The sequence below is a fragment of the Brachybacterium sp. Marseille-Q7125 genome (assembly GCF_023062615.1).
Classification (GTDB): domain Bacteria; phylum Actinomycetota; class Actinomycetes; order Actinomycetales; family Dermabacteraceae; genus Brachybacterium.
Genome location: NZ_JALLAL010000002.1, coordinates 81,429 through 99,930 on the forward strand (window position 1 = coordinate 81,429; position 18,502 = coordinate 99,930).

General features: G+C 70.8%; 15 protein-coding genes. 8 read left to right on the top strand and 7 right to left on the bottom strand.

Annotated features, from left to right (window positions below; genetic code table 11):
- The first annotated feature begins 25 nt into the window (after nt 1-25).
- The 5 genes from MU407_RS01085 (at nt 26) to MU407_RS01105 (ending at nt 6,215) form a co-directional block, all read left to right on the top strand.
- Nucleotides 26-649 (top strand): ABC transporter ATP-binding protein, encoded by a 624-nt coding sequence (locus MU407_RS01085; RefSeq protein ID WP_255407866.1) that lies wholly within the window; start codon nt 26-28, stop codon nt 647-649.
- An 86-nt stretch (nt 650-735) separates the two neighbouring features.
- Nucleotides 736-1,845, top strand: a complete 1,110-nt coding sequence (locus tag MU407_RS01090; protein ID WP_246954756.1) for an ABC transporter permease — start codon at nt 736-738, stop codon at nt 1,843-1,845.
- Between the two features lie 113 nt (nt 1,846-1,958).
- Nucleotides 1,959-3,653: a DUF885 domain-containing protein gene (locus tag MU407_RS01095; protein WP_246954757.1), complete on the top strand. Its 1,695-nt coding sequence runs from the start codon at nt 1,959-1,961 to the stop codon at nt 3,651-3,653.
- On the top strand, nt 3,650-4,357 hold the full coding sequence (locus MU407_RS01100) for a Maf family protein (RefSeq protein ID WP_102235039.1): 708 nt from the start codon (nt 3,650-3,652) through the stop codon (nt 4,355-4,357). The genes MU407_RS01095 and MU407_RS01100 overlap by 4 nt, the downstream gene beginning before the upstream one ends.
- 79 nt (nt 4,358-4,436) lie before the next feature.
- Complete coding sequence (locus tag MU407_RS01105; RefSeq protein WP_246954759.1) at nt 4,437-6,215, top strand: biotin carboxylase N-terminal domain-containing protein; 1,779 nt, start codon at nt 4,437-4,439, stop codon at nt 6,213-6,215.
- A 39-nt stretch (nt 6,216-6,254) separates the two neighbouring features.
- Here MU407_RS01105 and MU407_RS01110 read toward each other — a convergent pair whose 3' ends face one another.
- Nucleotides 6,255-7,700, bottom strand: a complete 1,446-nt coding sequence (locus MU407_RS01110; protein WP_233190615.1) for an NAD(P)H-quinone dehydrogenase — start codon at nt 7,698-7,700, stop codon at nt 6,255-6,257.
- 113 nt (nt 7,701-7,813) lie between these two features.
- On the opposite strand from MU407_RS01110, the gene MU407_RS01115 reads away from it, so the two are divergent.
- The gene (locus MU407_RS01115; RefSeq protein ID WP_102235250.1) at nt 7,814-8,683 is read left to right on the top strand and encodes a purine-nucleoside phosphorylase; all 870 of its coding nucleotides are present in this window, start codon (nt 7,814-7,816) and stop codon (nt 8,681-8,683) included.
- Entirely contained in the window at nt 8,680-10,410 is a 1,731-nt protein-coding gene (locus tag MU407_RS01120; protein WP_246954761.1) for a phospho-sugar mutase, read from the top strand. Before MU407_RS01115 ends, MU407_RS01120 begins: the two co-directional genes overlap by 4 nt.
- A gap of 97 nt (nt 10,411-10,507) precedes the next feature.
- Here the strand turns inward: MU407_RS01120 and deoC are convergent, their stop codons facing one another.
- Nucleotides 10,508-11,173, bottom strand: coding sequence for a deoxyribose-phosphate aldolase (deoC, locus tag MU407_RS01125; protein ID WP_102235035.1), 666 nt, complete (start codon nt 11,171-11,173; stop codon nt 10,508-10,510).
- 173 nt (nt 11,174-11,346) lie between these two features.
- On the opposite strand from deoC, the gene MU407_RS01130 reads away from it, so the two are divergent.
- The gene (locus MU407_RS01130) at nt 11,347-12,036 is read left to right on the top strand and encodes an ATP-binding protein (RefSeq protein WP_246954763.1); all 690 of its coding nucleotides are present in this window, start codon (nt 11,347-11,349) and stop codon (nt 12,034-12,036) included.
- Between the two features lie 21 nt (nt 12,037-12,057).
- On the opposite strand, the gene MU407_RS01135 is transcribed toward MU407_RS01130, so the two are convergent.
- From MU407_RS01135 to MU407_RS01155, 5 genes are all read right to left on the bottom strand, one after another.
- Nucleotides 12,058-13,374 carry a thymidine phosphorylase gene (locus tag MU407_RS01135; RefSeq protein WP_246954765.1) on the bottom strand — a complete coding sequence of 439 codons (1,317 nt, stop codon included), beginning with the start codon at nt 13,372-13,374 and terminating at the stop codon, nt 12,058-12,060.
- 140 nt (nt 13,375-13,514) lie between these two features.
- The gene (locus MU407_RS01140; protein ID WP_102235033.1) at nt 13,515-13,973 is read right to left on the bottom strand and encodes a cytidine deaminase; all 459 of its coding nucleotides are present in this window, start codon (nt 13,971-13,973) and stop codon (nt 13,515-13,517) included.
- A gap of 55 nt (nt 13,974-14,028) precedes the next feature.
- A complete protein-coding gene (locus tag MU407_RS01145) occupies nt 14,029-15,366 on the bottom strand; it encodes an ABC transporter permease (RefSeq protein WP_102235032.1) in 1,338 nt (445 codons plus the stop codon).
- The gene (locus MU407_RS01150) at nt 15,363-16,904 is read right to left on the bottom strand and encodes an ABC transporter permease (protein ID WP_246954766.1); all 1,542 of its coding nucleotides are present in this window, start codon (nt 16,902-16,904) and stop codon (nt 15,363-15,365) included. The genes MU407_RS01145 and MU407_RS01150 overlap by 4 nt, the downstream gene beginning before the upstream one ends.
- Nucleotides 16,901-18,472, bottom strand: coding sequence for an ABC transporter ATP-binding protein (locus tag MU407_RS01155; protein WP_102235031.1), 1,572 nt, complete (start codon nt 18,470-18,472; stop codon nt 16,901-16,903). Before MU407_RS01155 ends, MU407_RS01150 begins: the two co-directional genes overlap by 4 nt.
- Nucleotides 18,473-18,502 lie beyond the last annotated feature (30 nt).

The window sequence follows — 18,502 nt, forward strand, 5'->3', positions numbered from 1 at the left end:
CCGCTCGTTCCCTGGCCCGCCTCCCGTGGAGGCTCTTCGTGGGCTGGACCTGTGCGTACATGCCGGGGAGAGGGTGGCCCTGATCGGACCCAGTGGCGCAGGCAAGTCCACAGCCTTGAACATGCTGGGGCTCCTTGACACACCGACGCGGGGCCGGGTTCTGCTTGATGGCCGTGACATCAGCGGGCTGGGAGAAGCAGAGCTCTCCCGTCTGCGTGGTCGAGAGCTCGGCTTCATCTTCCAGTCGTTCCATCTGATCCCGTACCGCACGGTCATGCAGAACGTCGCGCTCGGGCTACGCTACACCACCCCGAGTCGGGAGATCACCCCGGATCGCGTCCGGGCTGCCGTGAGCGCTGTCGGGCTCGATGATCGACGCGATGCGCGCTGCAGCGCCCTGTCGGGAGGTGAAGCCCAGCGCGTGGCGATCGCTCGCGCCGTCGTGCATCGCCCCAGACTGTTGCTGGCCGATGAACCTACCGGGAACCTCGACAGCGCCCGCAGCACCCAGATCCTGGACCTCCTGGACTCCCTGCGCACCGCTGACTCCTCCCACGTCATCGTCACCCACGATCCCGCTGTCGCTGAGCGAGCGGACCGCATCATCGAGATCATCGACGGACGAAGCATCACCGCGAAGGCCGCATGACTAGAACAGCATCGACGCCGCGCCAGCCTCACCCGGCTTTCGCCGAAGCGTTCTCCGCCGTCCGAGGAGAACCGACACGAAGCGCTGTGGCTGCCATCGCCCTCGCCCTGGCCGTGACGCTGGTAATCACCGTCAACTCACTGGTGAGCACAGTGCGTTTCCAGGTCTCCGACAACTTCGACGCCTACGCCGCCTCCACGGTGCACGCCATAGCTCAGCCCGACATCAGCGGCACGGACCGCGCCTTCACCGAGGAGCATGCCGCCCGTGCCGCGGCCCTTGAGGGCGTGCGCGGCGCATCGCGGTACATCGATGCCTCCGCAGCCGGAATCCCCGTCTCCACCTCCAGCGTTCCCGGATCTGCTCTCGGTCACAGGGTCCCCGTGTTCGCCTCCGACCCGGATCTTCTCCGCACCGTCGACGCGGACATCAGCGGCCGTTCTCTTGTCGGTGTAGACCCCGCCTTTCCGGTGGCTGTCATCGGTCGCGCGCTGGCCGATGAGATCGGTCTGCGCCCCGAAGAGTTCGGCAGTCGCACCCTGTTCATCGGCAGCGACGCGGTGACGATCATTGGCGTCATCGAGGCCAGTCCCCGTATGGAAGCGCTCACCGCAGGGATCCTCGTCCCGATCAACGCCCCACTCACGTCACTGGCGGCGATGTCTCCGGTCTCGCTCATCGTCGCGGCCGATCACGGGGCAGCCTCCGCCGTCGCCGACTCCCTGCCCCTGGCCCTGGACCCGTATCACCCGGGCATGCTCGAGGTCTCCACCATCGGAACGGGGTCCGGTCTGCGCGGAGATGTCGACTCCCTCATCGTCCGCCTCGGCTGGGGCGCCAGTGCTCTCGCAGCCCTCGTCGGCATGATCGTCGTCGCCGCCCAAGCCACCGGCAACGTCATAACACGCACCGGAGAAATCGGACTGCGCCGCTCACTGGGCGCTCGCCGCTCCCAGATCGGCGCCCAGTTCATCGCAGAAAGCGCCTATATCGGACTCGGCGGCGGATTGATCGGCGCCATCCTCGCCATCATCACGATCCTGATCGTCTGCGCTGTTCAACACTGGGTTCCAGTCATCGATCTCAAGCTCCTCCTGTTCGCGCCGATCTCCGCAATGCTCATCGCCGGCTGTGCAGGCACTGTCCCAGCGATACGCGCCAGCCGTATAGACCCCGCCCAAGCGCTCCGGCAATAGCGGCTGCACCGCCTGGAGAGCTTCGCCACCCGGAGAACCGTGTGAACCCTGGAGAGAGTGGAGGCTGGGTTTCCTCGCCTCTTTCGGCATGACCCGCCACTAGACTCACGGCCATGTCGAGCACCCCTCATTCCGCACCCGCCGCGCGGGCAGCCACCGCCCTGGATCGTCTTGCCGATCAGTACGTCGAGGACAGCGTCCGCCGGGACCCGTTCCTCGCCACCTCCCTGGGGGTGCCCGGCCATGACCATGAGGTCACCGACTACTCCCCTGCTGCCGTCGCCACGCAGACCGATGCTGCCCGCGCGATGCTCACCGCGATCGCCGAGGTGCCCGATGAGGATGCGGCCGATGCGGTCACCCGCGCCGCGCTCACCGAACGGCTGGGGCTCGAGATCGAGCGGGCCGAGCAGCACCTGGACATCGCGCAGGTCAACAACCTCGCCTGTGTGATCCAGTCCCGCGATGTGCTGGACCAGATGCCCACCGACACCACGGAGGACTGGGAGGTGATCGCCGCGCGCATGAGTGCGCTGCCGCGCTCGCTCAGCTCCTGGGTCGAGTCCCTGCACGAGGCCGCCAAGCACGGGGTCATCGCCGCACAGCGTCAGCTGCGCCTCGGCGCCGAGCAGTGCCGCTCCTATGCGGCGCCCGGCGGGTTCTTCGAGCGCTTCGCCACCGAGGCGAAGGGCAGCGACGCCCAGAAGCAGCACGTGACCACCGCCGCGCAGACCGCGGCGCAGGGCTACCGCGAGCTCGCCGATGCGCTCGGGGGCCTGATCGACAAGGCGCCCGAGCCCGATGCCATCGGCCGTGACGCCTACCCGCTCCACTCGCGCACCTTCCTGGGCACCGAGATCGACATCGAGGAGACCTACGCCTGGGGCATCGAGGAGCTGCGGCGGGTGGTCGCCGAGCAGGAGGAGGTCGCCTCCCGCATCAACGCCGCGGCCGGGAACGACGGCGGCACCTCGGTCGCCGCGGCGAAGCAGGCGCTGGATGCCGATCCCGCCCGGATCCTGCACGGCACCGATGCACTGCAGGCCTGGATGCAGGACCTCTCGGACCGGGCGATCGCCGAGCTCGCGGGCACCCATTTCGACGTCCCCGAACCGCTCACGCACCTGGAATGCATGATCGCCCGCACCGGCTCGGGCGGCATCTACTACACCGGCCCTAGCGAGGACCTCACCCGCCCGGGCCGCATGTGGTGGGACGTCCCCGAGGGCACCACCGAGTTCCGCACCTGGTTGGAGACCACGACCGTCTACCACGAGGGCGTGCCGGGCCATCACCTGCAGGTGGGCACCCAGACGCTGCAGGCCGCGAACCTCAACCGCTGGCGGGCGCTGATGTGCTGGATCTCCGGCCACGGAGAGGGCTGGGGGCTGTACGCGGAACGCCTCATGGACCAGCTGGGATACCTGGCCGACGACGGCGACCGCCTGGGCATGCTCGATGCGCAGCGCCTGCGGGCCGGCCGCGTGGTGCTGGACATCGGCCTGCACTGCCAGCTGCCGATGCCCGAGCACCTGGCGGGCTCCGAGGCGGGCGAGGCCTGGACCTACGAGCGGGCCTGGGAGTTCATGAGCGCCCACTGGGGTGTGACGGAGGCGGAGCAGCGCTTCGAGCTGCACCGCTACCTGGGCTGGCCTGGGCAGGCGCCGTCCTACAAGATCGGCCAGCGCATGTGGGAGCAGCTGCGGGCCGCGAGCGCCGAGCGGGGCGAGGACGCCAAGGACTTTCACCGTCGCGCCCTGGAGCTCGGCAGCCTGCCGCTCGATGTGCTGCAGGAGGCGCTGAAATGAGCGGCGCCAGCGCAGTCCCGGTGATCGGCCTGGGCACGGATCCGCTGCTGCTGCTCGCCTCGGCGAGCGCCGGCCGCCGCGCCACCCTGACGGGGGCCCGCATCGAACATGCGGTGCTGCCGGTGGACCTCGAGGAGGAGACGATCCTTCAGGCCGCTCGCGCGCAGGCGGCGTCCGATGGGCAGCAGCTCAGCGTCGCGGACGAGGTGCTGCTGCTGGCCCGGGAGAAGGCGCTCGCTGCGACCGCACTCAGTGAGGGCGGGTACGTGGTCCTCGGCGGAGACTCAATGCTCGAGCTCGACGGGCAGGCGCTCGGCAAGCCGCACACGCCGGAGCGGGCCGCCGAGGGGTGGCGGGCCATGCGCGGCCGCACCGGGGTGCTGCACTCCGGGCACTGGATCGTCGATGACCGCGATGAGGAGCTCGGCGGCACCGGAGCGACGCTCGGGGCGACCGCGAGCTGCGAGGTGATCTTCGCAGACCTCAGCGACGCGGAGATCGACGCCTACGTCGCCACCGGTGAGCCGCTCGGCGTGGCCGGCGGGTTCATGATCGACGGGCAGGCCGGGCCGTTCATCGAACGGATCGACGGGGACCCGCATGCCGTGGTGGGCCTGTCCCTGCCGCTGCTGCGCGGCCTGCTGGCCCAGATCGGCGTGGGAATCCACGAGCTGTGGGCACACGCAGACACATCGGCCCCCTGATACGGCCCCCTGATGCCCGCCCTGCGCCGGGCTCGGTACTAGACTCGGCCTCTGCTGACCGACGGAAGGACCTCTCCCGATGCCCCCTCGTTCCTCGAAGCCCCGCCCGCTGCGCACGGTGCTCATCGCCAACCGTGGCGAGATCGCGGTGCGCGTGGCCCGGGCCTGCCGGGACGCGGGGCTGCGCTCGGTGGCGGTGTACGCCGATCCGGATCGCGACGCCTTGCACACCACGATCGCCGATGATGCCTACGCCCTGGGCGGCACCACGGCGGCGAGCTCCTATCTCGTGGTGGACAAGATCCTGGACATCGCCCACCGGTCCGGGGCCGATGCGGTCCACCCCGGCTACGGGTTCCTCGCCGAGCGGGCAGATTTCGCGCAGGCGGTGATCGATGCGGGACTGACATGGATCGGCCCACCGCCGGAGGCCATCGAGAAGCTGGGTGACAAGGTCTCCGCGCGGCACATCGCGCAGAAGGCCGGGGCGCCCCTGGTCGCGGGCACCAAGGATCCGGTGAAGAACAGCGACGAGGTCGTGGCCTTCGCCCGCGAGCACGGGCTGCCGATCGCGATCAAGGCGGCCTTCGGTGGCGGCGGACGCGGGCTCAAGGTCGCGCGCGATGAGGGTGAGGTGCGCGAGCTGTTCGACTCCGCGGTGCGTGAGGCCACCGCCGCCTTCGGGCGCGGCGAGTGCTTCGTGGAGCGCTACCTGGATGCGCCCCGGCATGTGGAGACCCAGTGCCTGGCCGATCAGCACGGCAACGTTCAGGTGGTCTCCACCCGAGACTGCTCCCTGCAGCGCCGTCATCAGAAGCTCGTGGAGGAGGCGCCGGCGCCGTTCCTCACCGCCGCGCAGGAGGCACAGCTGGTCTCGAGCTCCAAGGCGATCCTGCGCGAAGCCGGGTATGTCGGCGCCGGGACCTGCGAGTTCCTCATCGGCACCGACGGCACCATCTCCTTCCTCGAGGTGAACACGCGCCTGCAGGTGGAGCATCCGGTGACCGAGGAGGTCGCGGGCGTGGACCTGGTGCGCGAGCAGCTGCGCATCGCCGCCGGCGAAGAGATCAGCGCGGTGGACCCGCCGGTGCGGGGGCATTCGATCGAGTTCCGCATCAACGGCGAGGATCCGGGCCGTGACTTCATGCCCTCCCCGGGGCGGATCACCCGCTTCGACGTCCCCTCCGGTCCGGGAGTGCGGATCGAGACGGGCGTGCGGGCCGGGGATGAGGTCTCCGGGGCCTTCGATTCCATGCTCGCCAAGCTCATCGTCACCGGCGCCACCCGGCAGGAGGCACTTGAGCGCTCCCGTCGGGCGCTCACGGAGTTCCGCGTCGACGGGCTGCCCACGGTGCTGCCGTTCCATCAGGCGGTGGTGGATGACCCGGCGTTCGCACCCGCAGATCCCGCAGAGCGCTTCACCGTGCACACCCGCTGGATCGAAACCGAATTCGACGGCGATCTACCGGCCTCCCCGCTGCCCGCGCAGCCGGAGGAGCCGGAGGATCGCGAGTCCGTGGTGGTCGAGGTGGATGGTCGGCGCGTGGAGATCTCGCTGCCGGCCTCCCTGCGGGCCCCGCAGGCGGCGGTGCGCCAGCGTCGCAAGCGTCAGCATCGGGCTGCGGCGGAGGGTGCGGCCGGCGGCAACACCGTCACCACCCCCATGCAGGGCACGATCGTGAAGGTTGTGGCGCAGGAGGGGCAGAGCGTCTCCGACGGCGATCTGCTGGTGGTGCTCGAGGCGATGAAGATGGAGCAGCCCATCACCGCGCATCGCTCCGGCGTGGTCACGGGCCTGAACGCCGAGGTGGGCGCGACCATCTCCGCCGGCGCTGTCCTCTGCCGCATCGAAGACTGAGCCGTCAGTCCGCGCAGCGAGCGCTCGCAGCGCGGGCATTCAGTCCTCGAGGGTGAGGGCCTGGCGGCGCGCCACCTCCGCGAGGGACCCGGTGATAGACGGGTAGACGGTGAGGGTCCCGGCGACCTGTTCGGCCGTCAGCCGGTGCGTGACGGCCAGGGCGTAGGGCAGGATCAGCTCGCTGGCCCGCGCGGCAACCACCACCGCGCCGATCACGGTGTGGGACCCAGGGCGGACGATGAGCTTCACGAAACCCTCGCGCATGCCCTGCATCTTGGCGCGCGGGTTCGTCTCCAGGCCCAGCACCATCACCTCCCCCTGCGCCGCACCGGAGCGGACATCCTCCTCGCTAACACCCACCACGGCGATCTCGGGGCTGGTGAAGATCGCGGAGGACACCTGCGCGGCGATCAGCGGAGAGACCGCATCCCCCAGGGCGTGGTGCATCGCGATCCGCCCCTGCATCGCGGCGACCGATGCCAGGGGGTACACGCCGGTGCAGTCTCCCGCGGCGTAGATCCCGCGTACGGAGGTGCGCGAGACCCGGTCGGTGTCGATGTGCCCGGAGTCCTTCACGCGGACCCCGGCGGCCTCCAGTCCCAGGTCCACGGTGCGCGGGATACCGCCAAGGGCCATCAGCGCATGGGAGCCGACGATCTCGGTGCCGTCCGTCAGGGTGACCACCACACCGTCCTCGGTCCGACGGGCCGCCGCGGCGCGGGAGCGGGAGCGCACCGTCACGCCGCGGCGGGTGAAGGCGTTCTCGAGCACCTCGGCGGCGTCCGCATCGGTGCCCGGCAGCACCTGGTCGCGGGAGGAGACGAGGGTGACCTCGCTGCCGAGGGCACGGTAGGCGCTCGCGAACTCGGCGCCGGTCACGCCGGAGCCGACGACGATGAGATGCTCGGGCAGAGTCGGCAGGCCATACAGCTGAGTCCAGTTCAGGATCCGCTCACCGTCGCACGCGGCGGTCTCCAGTTCGCGGGGCCGGGCGCCGACGGCCAGCAGCACCACCTCGGCGCGGCAGCGAGCGATCTGCTGACCCGCCGCATCGAGCACCTCGACCTCATCGGGTCCCAGCAGGCGCCCTCGCCCGTCGATCACCTGCACCCCGGCCTCGTCGAGGGAGCGGTGGATGTCCGCGGACTGGGCGGCGGCGAGCTCGCGCACCCGGGCGTTCACGGCAGCGAGGTCCACGGTGAGGGACTGGGCGGTGGGGTGCGAGAGGTCATCGGCGTCACGGATCCCGAGGTCCTCGGAGGTGGAGACCTGGTCGAGCACTTCGGCGGTCGCGATGAGGGTCTTGGACGGCACGACGTCGGTGAGGACAGCGGCGCCGCCCAGGCCGCGCTCTTCGATGAGCAGCACGTCGGCGCCGTGGCGGGCGGCGGTCAGGGCTGCTTCGTAGCCGCCGGGGCCACCGCCGATGATCACCACCCGGGGCTGGTCACCGAGGTCGTCGAGGCGGCGCGGATCGGAGGGCAGGGCGATGCTGGGGTCTTCCACGGCCCCCATTGTGGCAAAGCCCGACGGGCCGGGGGCGCGCGGCGGGAGGATCTGCCCGAGCAGGGCCCCTGGTGGTGCGCTACCGTGCGTCCATGACTGCGACCACACCAGATCCGTACCAGCTCGCGCGCGATGCCGCCGCCGCGATCGCCGAGGCCAGCGGCACCCCTGCGCATGATGTCGCGCTCGTGCTCGGCTCCGGCTGGGCGGGGGCGGCGGATCTGCTGGGCGAGACCGTCTGGCAGGCCGATGCGACGACTATTCCCGGCTTCCGTCCTCCGGCGGTGGCCGGGCATGTGGGCACTCTGCGCTCGGTGCGCGTGGAGGGTTCGGGGGCACGGGCCCTCGTGCTCGGCGCCCGCACCCATTTCTATGAGGGCGCGGGCGTGGATGCCGTCGTCCATGGGGTGCGCACCGCGGCCGCAACCGGTGCCCGCACACTGGTGCTCACCAACGGCTGCGGCGGGGTGAACCCCGCGTGGGGGCCCGGCACCCCGGTGCTGATCCGCGACCACATCAACCTCACCGGGGCGACACCGCTGGTGGGCGCGAACTTCGTGGATCTCACCGACGTGTACACCCCGGCACTGCGTGAGATCGCCCGGGAGGTCGATCCCGAGCTTGCCGAGGGCGTGTACGTGCAGTTCTCCGGGCCGGCCTACGAAACGCCTGCGGAGGTGCAGATGGCGAAGGTGATCGGTGGGGATCTGGTGGGCATGTCCACGGCGCTCGAGGCGATCGCAGCCCGCGAGGCAGGACTGGATGTGCTGGGGATCTCGCTGGTCACCAACCATGCGGCGGGCATCAGTGGGGAGGCGCTCTCCCACCAGGAGGTCCTCGAGGCAGGCCGGGCCGCGGCCCCGCGGATCTCGCGCCTGCTCGCCCAGACGGTGCAGCGCCTCACCGGCGCCGCAGCAGACCAGACCCCGACGTCCCTGAAGCACGAGGAGGAGCAGGCATGAGCACCCCGGAGCTGTCTTTCGATCCGGCGCTGCGTGAGCGCGTCGAGGCGTGGATCGCCGCGGACCCCTCCCCCGCTGACCGGGCCGCTGCGACCGAGTTGCTCTCCCGCGCGGATTCTGGGCACGCCGAAGCTCGGGCGGAGCTGTCCGATGCGTTCACCGGTGATCTCACCTTCGGCACTGCGGGGCTGCGCGGTCGTATGGCTCCGGGCCCGAACCGTATGAACCTCGCCGTGGCCTCTCGCGCCGCGAAGGGGCTCGCAGACCACCTCACGGGTGATCTGGGGCTCGAGGCGCCGCGCGTGGTGATCGGCTTCGATGCCCGGCATCATTCGGAGCAGTTCGCCCGAGCATCAGCCGCGATCATGACGGCGGCCGGCTGCCAGGTGCTGCTCATGGAGCGGTTCTGCCCCACCCCGCTGGTGGCGTTCGCGGTGCGGCATCTGGAGGCCGATGCGGGCGTGGTGGTCACCGCGAGCCACAACCCGCCCGCGGACAACGGCTACAAGGTCTACCTCGGTGGCCGGGCCGCGACGCCCGAGGGACAGGGCGTGCAGATCGTCCCGCCCGCGGATGCGCAGATCGCCGCGCGCATCGACGCGGCGGGCCCCGCCCGGGACATCCCCGCGGCGGAGGACGGCTGGGAGCGGCTGGGCGAGCAGCTGCGCGAGCACTACCTCGAGCGGATCTGCGCGCTCGTGGACCCGGCAGCGCCGAAGGATGTGCGGATCGTGCATACGGCAATGCACGGGGTGGGCACCGAGACGGCGCTGGCGGCCCTGCACCGAGCGGGGTTCCCCGAGGTGCATCCGGTGGCGAAGCAGGCCGATCCGGACCCGGACTTCCCCACCGTCGCGTTCCCGAACCCGGAGGAGCCCGGGGCGATCGACCTTGCCCTTGAGCTCGCCCGCACACTCGAGGCCGATGTGGTGATCGCCAACGATCCTGACGCGGACCGCTGCGCCGCTGCGGTGCTGGACCCGCACCTGGGCGACTGGCGCATGCTCACCGGTGATGAGCTGGGAGTGCTGCTGGGCGATCACCTCACGCGCACGCGGGGCCTCACCGGCACGCTCGCCCGCTCGGTGGTCTCCAGCCGCTGGCTGGACCAGGTGGCGCATGCTGCGGGAGCCGAGGCAACCACGACGCTGACCGGGTTCAAGTGGATCGCCCGTGCCCCCGGCATCGTGTTCGGGTATGAGGAGGCGATCGGCTACTGCGTGCTGCCTGAGGTGGTGCGGGACAAGGATGGGCTCTCGGCGGGGCTGATGGTCGCGGAGATGGCGGCGGCGGTGAAGGCGGAGGGCACCACGCTGGTGGGGCGCTTGGATGAGCTGGCGCGCCGCGATGGCCTGCACTCCACCGCGCAGCTGTCGATCCGGGTGGAGGACCTGTCACTGATCGGACAGATGATGGCGACGCTGCGCTCCGCCCCACCACAGCAGCTGCTGGGCAGTGAGGTCACCGAGGTGCAGGACCTCTCCGCGGGATCGGTGGAGAGCACGGGCCTGCCACCCACCGAGGGGATGCTGCTGCGCAGCGCCGAGGACACCCGTGTGGTGGTGCGGCCCTCCGGGACAGAGCCCAAGCTCAAGTGCTATCTCGAGCTGGTCACGCCCGTCCCCGCGGAGGCGGCAGAGGCGGAGCTCACGGCGCTGCGGGCGCGGGCCGATGAGCGCCTGGCGGCGCTGAAGGACGAGCTGCGCATCGCGCTCGGGCAGGGCTGAGGCGAACGGTCCCAGAGGAAAGGACGACGGGCCCGTACCGGGGGCAGGATCCCCCGGGGCGGGCCCGTCGGGCTGTCTCGCACAGGCGGTGCGGGGCTCAGTACCCGCTGCCGGTGCCCCCCTCGAGGACCGCCCGCGAGGAGGAGAGCCCCAGCCGGTTCGCACCGGCCGCCACCATCGCCTCCGCGGCTTCGCGGGTGCGGATTCCGCCGGAGGCCTTCACCCCCAGGCGGTCGCCGACGGTCTCGCGCATCAGACGCACCGCGTGCTCGGAGGCACCGCCAGCCGGGTGGAAACCGGTCGAGGTCTTCACGAAGTCAGCACCCGCGGCCTCCGCGGCCCGGCACGAGCCCACGATCTGCTCATCGGTGAGCGCCGCGGATTCGATGATGACCTTCAGCACCACCGGGGCCGGGGCGGCCTCGCGCACCGCGCGGATATCCGCCTCAACGGCGTCGAAGTCCCCGGCCACGGCGAGGCCGACGTTGATGACCATGTCCACTTCGTCAGCGCCCTTGGCCACAGAATCCTGTGCCTCAGCGGCCTTGATCTGCGAGGCATGCTGCCCGGAGGGGAAGCCGCACACGGTGGCGACCTTCACGGTGGTCTGCACCGGCAGCATCGAGGGTGAGACGCACACCGAGTAGGTGCCCAGCTCCTCCGCCTCGCGCAGGAGAGCGGTGACGTCCTCCGCGGTGGATTCGGGCTTGAGCAGGGTGTGGTCGATGAGGGCGGCAAGCTGCGCGCGATCCAGAGATGTCATAGGCCTGATCTTCCCACTCCCCGGAGGCGCTCCGCCAGCTCACACCACTTTGACGCTCACACAGCCTTGACGCTCACGCCGCATCGCAGCGGTCACGTCGGGGGCGGTGCGCAGTCTGCCCGCGGCCGGGCCACGGAACATCGCCCGCCGCGGCGACACTAGACTGATCGCCCATGACCACCCCGAATCCCCCGGCACGCCGGGTTGTGCTGCTGGCCGGCCCGTCGGGCAGTGGGAAGGGTGAAGTGACGCGCCGCTCGGGCCTGCCGGCGCTCGCGCTGGATGATTTCTACCGCGAGGGTGATGACCCGGCGCTGCCCCGCCGCTTCGGCATCGCCGACTGGGATGATCCGGCCTCCTGGGATGCGCAGGCGGCGCTGACGGCCCTCGAAACCCTGTGCCGCCGTGGCCGCGTCACCGTCCCCACCTATTCGATCTCCCTCTCCGCCCGCACCGGGCAGACCCGGCTGGACATCGGGGATGCGCCGCTGGTGATCGCCGAAGGGATCTTCGCCGCGGAGCTGATCCGGCCGCTCGCCGCCGCGGGGCTGCTGGCCGATGGGATCGTGCTGGACCGCCCCGGTCCGCTCGTCTTCGCGATGCGCCTGGTGCGGGATCTGCGGCAGTCGCGCAAACCGGTGCCGGTGCTGCTGCGTCGCGGCTGGGGGCTGCTGGGCGATCAGCGGGCGGATATGCGCGCCTGGGTCAGCGCGGGCCTGCGGCCGCTGGGGCTGCATCGGGCGGAGCGCGAGCTGCGTCGCCTCGCGCTCATCGCCGCCGCCGACGGGCGGGCACGCCAGCTCACCGCCCCGGCCTCGCACCAGGGGCAGGTGGGGAGCATCGGACACAGTCGACGCGGCTGAGCCCCGTCGGCCGGTCGGTGCTCAGGCGATGCGATCCAGGACGATCCGCCGCTCGGGCATCGCGGTGCCGCGCGGGGCGAGGGTCCAGGAGCCCTCGAGCGCGGCGAGGGAGCGTTCCATGCGTCCGGGCGTATCCGTGTGCAGGCGCGCGAGGACCTCACCGGCACGTACCTCATCGCCCAGGTGCTTCACGATCTCCACGCCGGCGGCGGCCTGCACAGCCTCCCCGGGGCGGGAGCGCCCGGCGCCGAGCCTCCAAGCGGCGACCCCCACGCCCATGGCGTCCAGGCCGGTGACCACGCCGTCCTCGCGCGCGCGCAGCTCCTCGACATGCTGGGCCGTCGGCAGCGGGGCATCCACGTCCCCGCCCTGCGCAGTGATCATGGCGCGCCAGGTGTCCATCGCGCGGCCATCGGCGAGCGCGGCCTCCACGTCGGCGTCCTGAACCCCGGCGGCCTCGAGCATCTCGCGGGCCAGGGCGCAGGTCAGCTCGACCACGTCGGCCGGGCCTCCACCGGCCAGGACCTCGAGGGACTCACGGACCTCGAGGGCGTTGCCGGCGGTGCGGCCCAGCGGCGCGCTCATATCCGTCAGCAGCGCGACGGTGCGCACCCCCGCGTCGGTGCCCAGATCCACCATGGTGCGGGCCAGCTGCCGGGCATCCTGCTCGTCCTTCATGAAGGCACCGGCCCCGGTCTTGACGTCCAGGGTGAGGGCGGCGGTGCCCTCGGCGATCTTCTTGGACATGATCGAGGAGGCGATCAGCGGGATCGCCTCGACGGTGCCGGTGATGTCCCGCAGGGCGTAGAGCTTCTTGTCGGCGGGGGCGAGGCCGGAGCCGGCCGCGCAGATCACCGCTCCCACCTCGTCCAGCTGCTGCATCAGCTCAGGATTGGAGAGATCCGCGCGCCAGCCGGGGATGGCCTCGAGCTTGTCGAGGGTGCCGCCGGTGTGGCCGAGGCCCCGCCCGGACAGCTGCGGGACGGCCACGCCGAAGCTCGCCACGAGCGGCGCAAGCGGCAGGGTGATCTTGTCCCCCACCCCGCCGGTGGAGTGCTTATCGGTGGTGGGCTTGGCGAGGGAGCCGAAGTCCATGCGCTCGCCACTGGCGATCATCGCCGCGGTCCAGCGGGCGATCTCGCGGCGCTCCATGCCGTTGAGGAAGATCGCCATGGCCAGCGCCGCCATCTGCTGCTCGGCAACCACGCCGCGGGTGTAGGCGTCGACCACCCAGTCGATCTGCTCATCGCTCAACGCCCGTCCATCGCGCTTGGCGTGGATGACGTCCACGGCATCGTGCGGTTCGACGGTCTCCGGGGCGGGGGTGGTGTCAGTCATGGGGTCCTTCCAGTGACGAGGTCAGATCGGGCCGGATTGGGCCGGAACGGGCTGGATTGGGCTGGAACGCGACAGACGGCCCGGCGTGCACACGGGGCGTCGACCTTGGCCGTCGCAGCGGGTCTGCGCAGCGTACGCCGTCAGCGGGCGAGGTCGTCAGGGCCGAAGGCCTGCGGCAGCACAGCGCTCATCGGCTGCGGGCCTTCCGGGGTGAGGAGCGTGAAGTCATCGGCGGCATGTTCGGACAGCAGCTGGCGGCAGCGACCGCAGGGCATCACCACGGGGCGCTCCCAGGGCTCAAGGTCCTCCCGGCCGCCCACGCACACGGCGCGCAGCAGGCGGCCGCCGCCGCTCGCGATGAGCTCGGAGATCATCCCGCACTCGGCGCACAGGGTGACGCCGAACCCGGCGTTCTCCACGTTGCAGCCGCGCACCACCTGCCCACTCTCGGTCAGTCCCGCGGCGCCCACGTGGAAGCGCGAGTAGGGGGCGTGCGCCATCACCGCGATCTCCCGTGCGAGCTGCACGAGGACCATGAACTCAGGCTCCTCCGTGGGGTCGTAGTCCTCACCGAGGTCGGGCGGCAGGGGTGTGCTCATGTCCAGATGCTCCCACGGAACGGGCGCGGCGCGGGCTCGATCCGCGCCGCGGGGGTCACTGCTTGGTGTAAGGGATGCCGTCGGCGGCGGGGACCCGCACGCGGCCCACCACACCCGCCACGGCGAACAGCGCCACCACGTACGGGAGCATGAGCAGGAAGTCACCGGGGATCGCCACGCCGCCCTCCTGGGAGACCATGGTGCCCAGCCGCAGCTGCAGCGAGTCGGCGAAGGCGAAGGTCAGCGCGGCCAGCAGCGCCCCGATGGGGTGGTAGCGGCCCAGGATCATGGCGGCGAGCGCGATGTAGCCCTTGCCGGCGGACATCTCCTCACCGAAGGCCACGCCGGTGCCGATGGTCAGGGTCGCCCCGCCCAGCCCGGCCACAGCGGAGCCCAGCAGAACGTTCTTCCAGCGGGTGGGGTTCACGGCGATGCCGACGGTGTCCGCGGCCCGCGGATGCTCGCCGACGGCGCGGACGCGCAGGCCCCAGCGGGTGCGGAACAGCGCGATGGTCAGCACCGCGACGATGATCCACATGAGATACACCAGGACGTTCTGCTCGAACAGGACACGGCCGATGACGGGGATGTCCGCGAGCACGGGGATCCGCAGGGTGGGCAGGCGCATCGGCCGGTTGTAGGTGCCCGGATCCTGCGTCATCACGGTGCCGAAGAAGAACGACGTCAGGCCGATCGCGAAGACGTTCAGGACCACGCCGACGATGATCTGCTGGACCTGGTAACCGACGGCGAACAGTGCCAGCAGCGCACCCATGAACAGGGCGACCAGGGGCGCGGCGAGAAGGCCGACCCACACGCTGCCGGTGAGGGAGGCGACCAGCGCCGCGCCGAAGGCCCCGAACAGCAGCTGGCCCTCGATCGCGATGTTGATGACCCCGGCCCGCTCGGACAGCACCCCGGACAGGGATCCGAAGGCCAAGGGGACGGCCAGCACGATGGTGCCCTGCAGCAGGGTGGTCACGTCGAGAGTCCGCTCGGAGATCACCCAGGTCATGAAGGACAGCACCCAGGCCACGGCGAACAGAGCGATGAGGCTGGTACGGAGCTTCCCGCCGGGACGGGGCCGGGTGGCGTGCAGGAACCACACGCCGCCCGCGGCCAGCAGGGCGATGATCGCGAGGATCGTGGCGCCGGGCATCGAGGGCAGCTGCACCCGCTCGGGGATGATGCCCAGCGGGTTCAGGTCACCCTCGCGCGCCAGGACGTACACGGAGTCCGCGCCGGGGATGCCGCGCAGGCCGAAGAACACGAGTGCCAGCAGCGCCATGACGGTCAGTACGGTCGGCATGCGCCACCAGCTGCCGGGGCGGGTGTCCTCCTTGCGCCGGGTGACGGTGGAGTCATCGGTGACGATCACAGGTGCGGCGCTCATCGGCCCTCCTCCTGCTGCGGATCGACGGGGTCGGACGGGCTGCACGGGTCTGCGGGGTCCGGGTCACCCGGTGGGTCGGCTCGGTGCGACGGGCCATGTTCCCGGGCGGTGTCATCGTCCGCGGTCGTGTCGTCGGTCTCGTCGGAGGTGATGGCGACGGAGCCGCCCGCGGCGTTCGTCGCGGCCGCGGGCTCGTCCCCGCGGCGACGCCGTCCGCGCCCTCCCGCCTGCGGATTGTCGACGCGGCGCAGGCCGATCAGGGTGCGCACGAGCGGTGGGGCGGCGATGAACAGCACCACGAGCACCTGGATCACCTGCACCAGATCCAGGGGCACGCCCTGGCTGGTCTCCATCAGCCGGCCACCCGTGGACAGCCCGGCGAACAGCAGACCGGCCAGCACGATGCCGATAGGGCCGGAGCGGCCCAGCAGTGCCACGGTGATGGCGTCGAAGCCGATGTTTCCGGCGATGCCCTCGGTCAGGCGTCGCTCCGTGCCCAGCACATGCACTGCCCCGGCGAGGCCCACGAGGGCCCCCGCGACGGCGAGGACGAGGAAGGCGGTGCGGGTGGGCGAGATGCCGGCCACCTGCGCGGCTCGCGGGTTGGAGCCGACGGCGCGGAAGTGAAAGCCCAGGGTGGAGCGGCTCATGAGCCACCACAGCAGTGCGACGGCGATCGCGACTACCAGCAGGCCGGCGTGGAGCCGGAAGCCGTCGCCCAGCAACTTGGGCAGCAGCGCGGTCTCGCGCACCGCGAAGGAGGTGGGCTGGCCGGAGCTGGCGCCGGTGAACAGCTCGGTCTTGAGCGAGAAGAACAGCAGGTAGGTGGCGATCCAGTTCAGCATGATGGTGCTGATGACCTCGTTGGCGCCGAAGCGGGCCTTGAGGAAACCGGCGATTCCGCCCCACACGCCACCGGCCACCACGCCGGCGATCAGCGCGGCCAGCAGATGAACCCCCGTCGGCAGCGGCAGGGCGAAGCCCACGAAGGCCGCGGCCATGGTTCCGGCGATCAGCTGGCCTGTGCCGCCGATGTTGAACAGTCCCGCCCGGAAGCTCACGGCCATACCGGCGGCGGCGATGATCAGCGGGGTGGCGACGGTCAGGGTTTCGGTCAGCGGACGCAGTCCCGCACCGAGCGCCGGCAACAGCACATACATACCGCTGCCGCCGGCCTCGCGCACGGATTCGGCGGTGCGGGTAAAGGCCCGGTTGTCGAACAGGGCACCGCGCAGCAGGGCACCGTAGGCGCCGGTCACCGCCTCCCAGATGGCAGTCAGGGTGTCCCCGGGGCGGGCGAAGAAGTACGTGAGGGACTGGCGCACCTGCTCATTGGCGATGACGATCAGCACCGAGCCGATGAGGAAGGCGAACACGAAGCTCATCACCACGACCAGCAGATCGCTGCGGGCAATCCGCTGCAGGGTGCGGGCCAGTGAGGTCTCGGCCGTGTGCTCGGGCGGCGGCGGGCCGTCGGCGCCGCCGGAGCCGACGCCGGGCGCGCTGCCTGCGGCGGTGGTGTCCGCGACGGTGCTCATACGAGGTCTCCTTCGTCGGCGAGCTGCGAGTCGGTGGTGCGCACCCCGGAGGCCACGGCCTCGCGGGCCGCGTCGGCGGTGTATCCGGCCATCATCAGGCCCAGCACATCGCGGTCCTCGTCCCCGGGGACGATCCCGAGGATGCTGCCGCGGTACATCACGGCGATGCGGTCGGCGAGCTGGACCACCTCATCCAGCTCGGTGGACACGATGATCACGGGGGTGCCCTTGTCCCGTTCGGCGATGATCCGGCCGTGCAGGAATTCGATGGAGCCGACGTCCACACCGCGGGTGGGCTGGGAGGCCAGCAGCAGGGATAGGTCGCGGTTCAGGGCCCGGGCCATGACGACCTTCTGCTGGTTGCCACCGGAGAGGGTGGACACCGCGGCGGTGGAGTCGCCGGTGCGGATATCGAACTCGGGGATCAGGCGCTCCGCATTGCGGGCGATCTCCTTCAGCTTCATCGCCATGCGGCTGCCGAAGGGGGGTCGGTCATGCTGGTCCAGCACGAGATTCTCGGCTACGGAGAAATCGGCGATCAGAGCGTCGTGGGTACGGTCCTCGGGGACGAAACCCACCCCCAGGTCCAGCACCTGCTTGGTGCTGCGGCCCACCAGCTCGGTGCCCTCCAGGCGGGCGGAGCCGTGCACGTCGTCCTGCAGGCCCAGCAGCGCCTCGGTCAGCTCGGTCTGCCCATTGCCCTGCACCCCGGCGATGGCGAGCACCTCACCGTGGCGCACGTCGAAGGAGACACCGTCCAGAGTGCGGTTGCCAGCCGCATCGGTCACGCGCAGATCCGTCACCTCGAGGGCGACCTCCCCCGGATCGGCCGCCGCCTTGTCCTGCGAGAGGGAGACCTGGCGGCCCACCATGAGGCTCGCGAGCTCCGCCTGATCAGCGCTGGGGTCCGCCTGGGCGACGACCTTGCCGCGGCGGATCACCGTGATCCGGTCGGAGACAGCTTTGACCTCGCGCAGCTTGTGGGTGATGAACACGATCGAGGTGCCCTCGTCGCGCAGCTGGCGCATGATGTCCATCAGCTCATCGGTCTCGTGCGGGGTGAGCACAGCGGTGGGCTCATCGAGCACGAGCACTTCGGCCCGACGGCTCAGGGCCTTGATGATCTCCACGCGCTGCTGGGCACCCACCGGCAGGTCCTCGACCAGCGCATCGGGGTCAAGGTCGAAGCCGAAGCGGGCGGAGGTCTCGCGCACCAGGGCGCGGGCAGCGGCGAGGTCCAGCAGACCGCCGCTAGTGGGCTCATGCCCGAGGATCATGTTCTCGGCGACGGTGAACACCGGCACGAGCATGAAGTGCTGGTGGACCATGCCGATGCCCGCGGCCATCGCCTCTCCGGGATCAGAGAAGGTGACCGGCTTCCCGTCGATGACGATCTGTCCGCCGTCGGGGCGGTACAGCCCGTACAGCACGTTCATGAGGGTGGACTTGCCGGCGCCGTTCTCGCCCAGCAGGGAGTGGATCTCACCGGGTTCGATGACGAGATCGATCGCGTCGTTGGCCACGAAGGAGCCGAAGGTCTTCGTGATGCCGCGCAGTTCGAGCTTCACAGCACTCGCTTCCGTCGGGAGCGGCCGGGC

Bases quoted from the DNA above. Each gene is read 5' to 3' on its own strand.
- MU407_RS01095 (WP_246954757.1), top strand. From the start codon at position 1,959: ATGTCGAGCACCCCTCATTCCGCACCCGCCGCGCGGGCAGCCACCGCC.
- MU407_RS01100 (WP_102235039.1), top strand. From the start codon at position 3,650: ATGAGCGGCGCCAGCGCAGTCCCGGTGATCGGCCTGGGCACGGATCCG.
- MU407_RS01105 (WP_246954759.1), top strand. From the start codon at position 4,437: ATGCCCCCTCGTTCCTCGAAGCCCCGCCCGCTGCGCACGGTGCTCATC.
- MU407_RS01115 (WP_102235250.1), top strand. From the start codon at position 7,814: ATGACTGCGACCACACCAGATCCGTACCAGCTCGCGCGCGATGCCGCC.
- MU407_RS01120 (WP_246954761.1), top strand. From the start codon at position 8,680: ATGAGCACCCCGGAGCTGTCTTTCGATCCGGCGCTGCGTGAGCGCGTC.
- deoC (WP_102235035.1), bottom strand. From the start codon at position 11,173: ATGACATCTCTGGATCGCGCGCAGCTTGCCGCCCTCATCGACCACACC.
- MU407_RS01130 (WP_246954763.1), top strand. From the start codon at position 11,347: ATGACCACCCCGAATCCCCCGGCACGCCGGGTTGTGCTGCTGGCCGGC.
- MU407_RS01135 (WP_246954765.1), bottom strand. From the start codon at position 13,374: ATGACTGACACCACCCCCGCCCCGGAGACCGTCGAACCGCACGATGCC.
- MU407_RS01140 (WP_102235033.1), bottom strand. From the start codon at position 13,973: ATGAGCACACCCCTGCCGCCCGACCTCGGTGAGGACTACGACCCCACG.
- MU407_RS01145 (WP_102235032.1), bottom strand. From the start codon at position 15,366: ATGAGCGCCGCACCTGTGATCGTCACCGATGACTCCACCGTCACCCGG.
- MU407_RS01150 (WP_246954766.1), bottom strand. From the start codon at position 16,904: ATGAGCACCGTCGCGGACACCACCGCCGCAGGCAGCGCGCCCGGCGTC.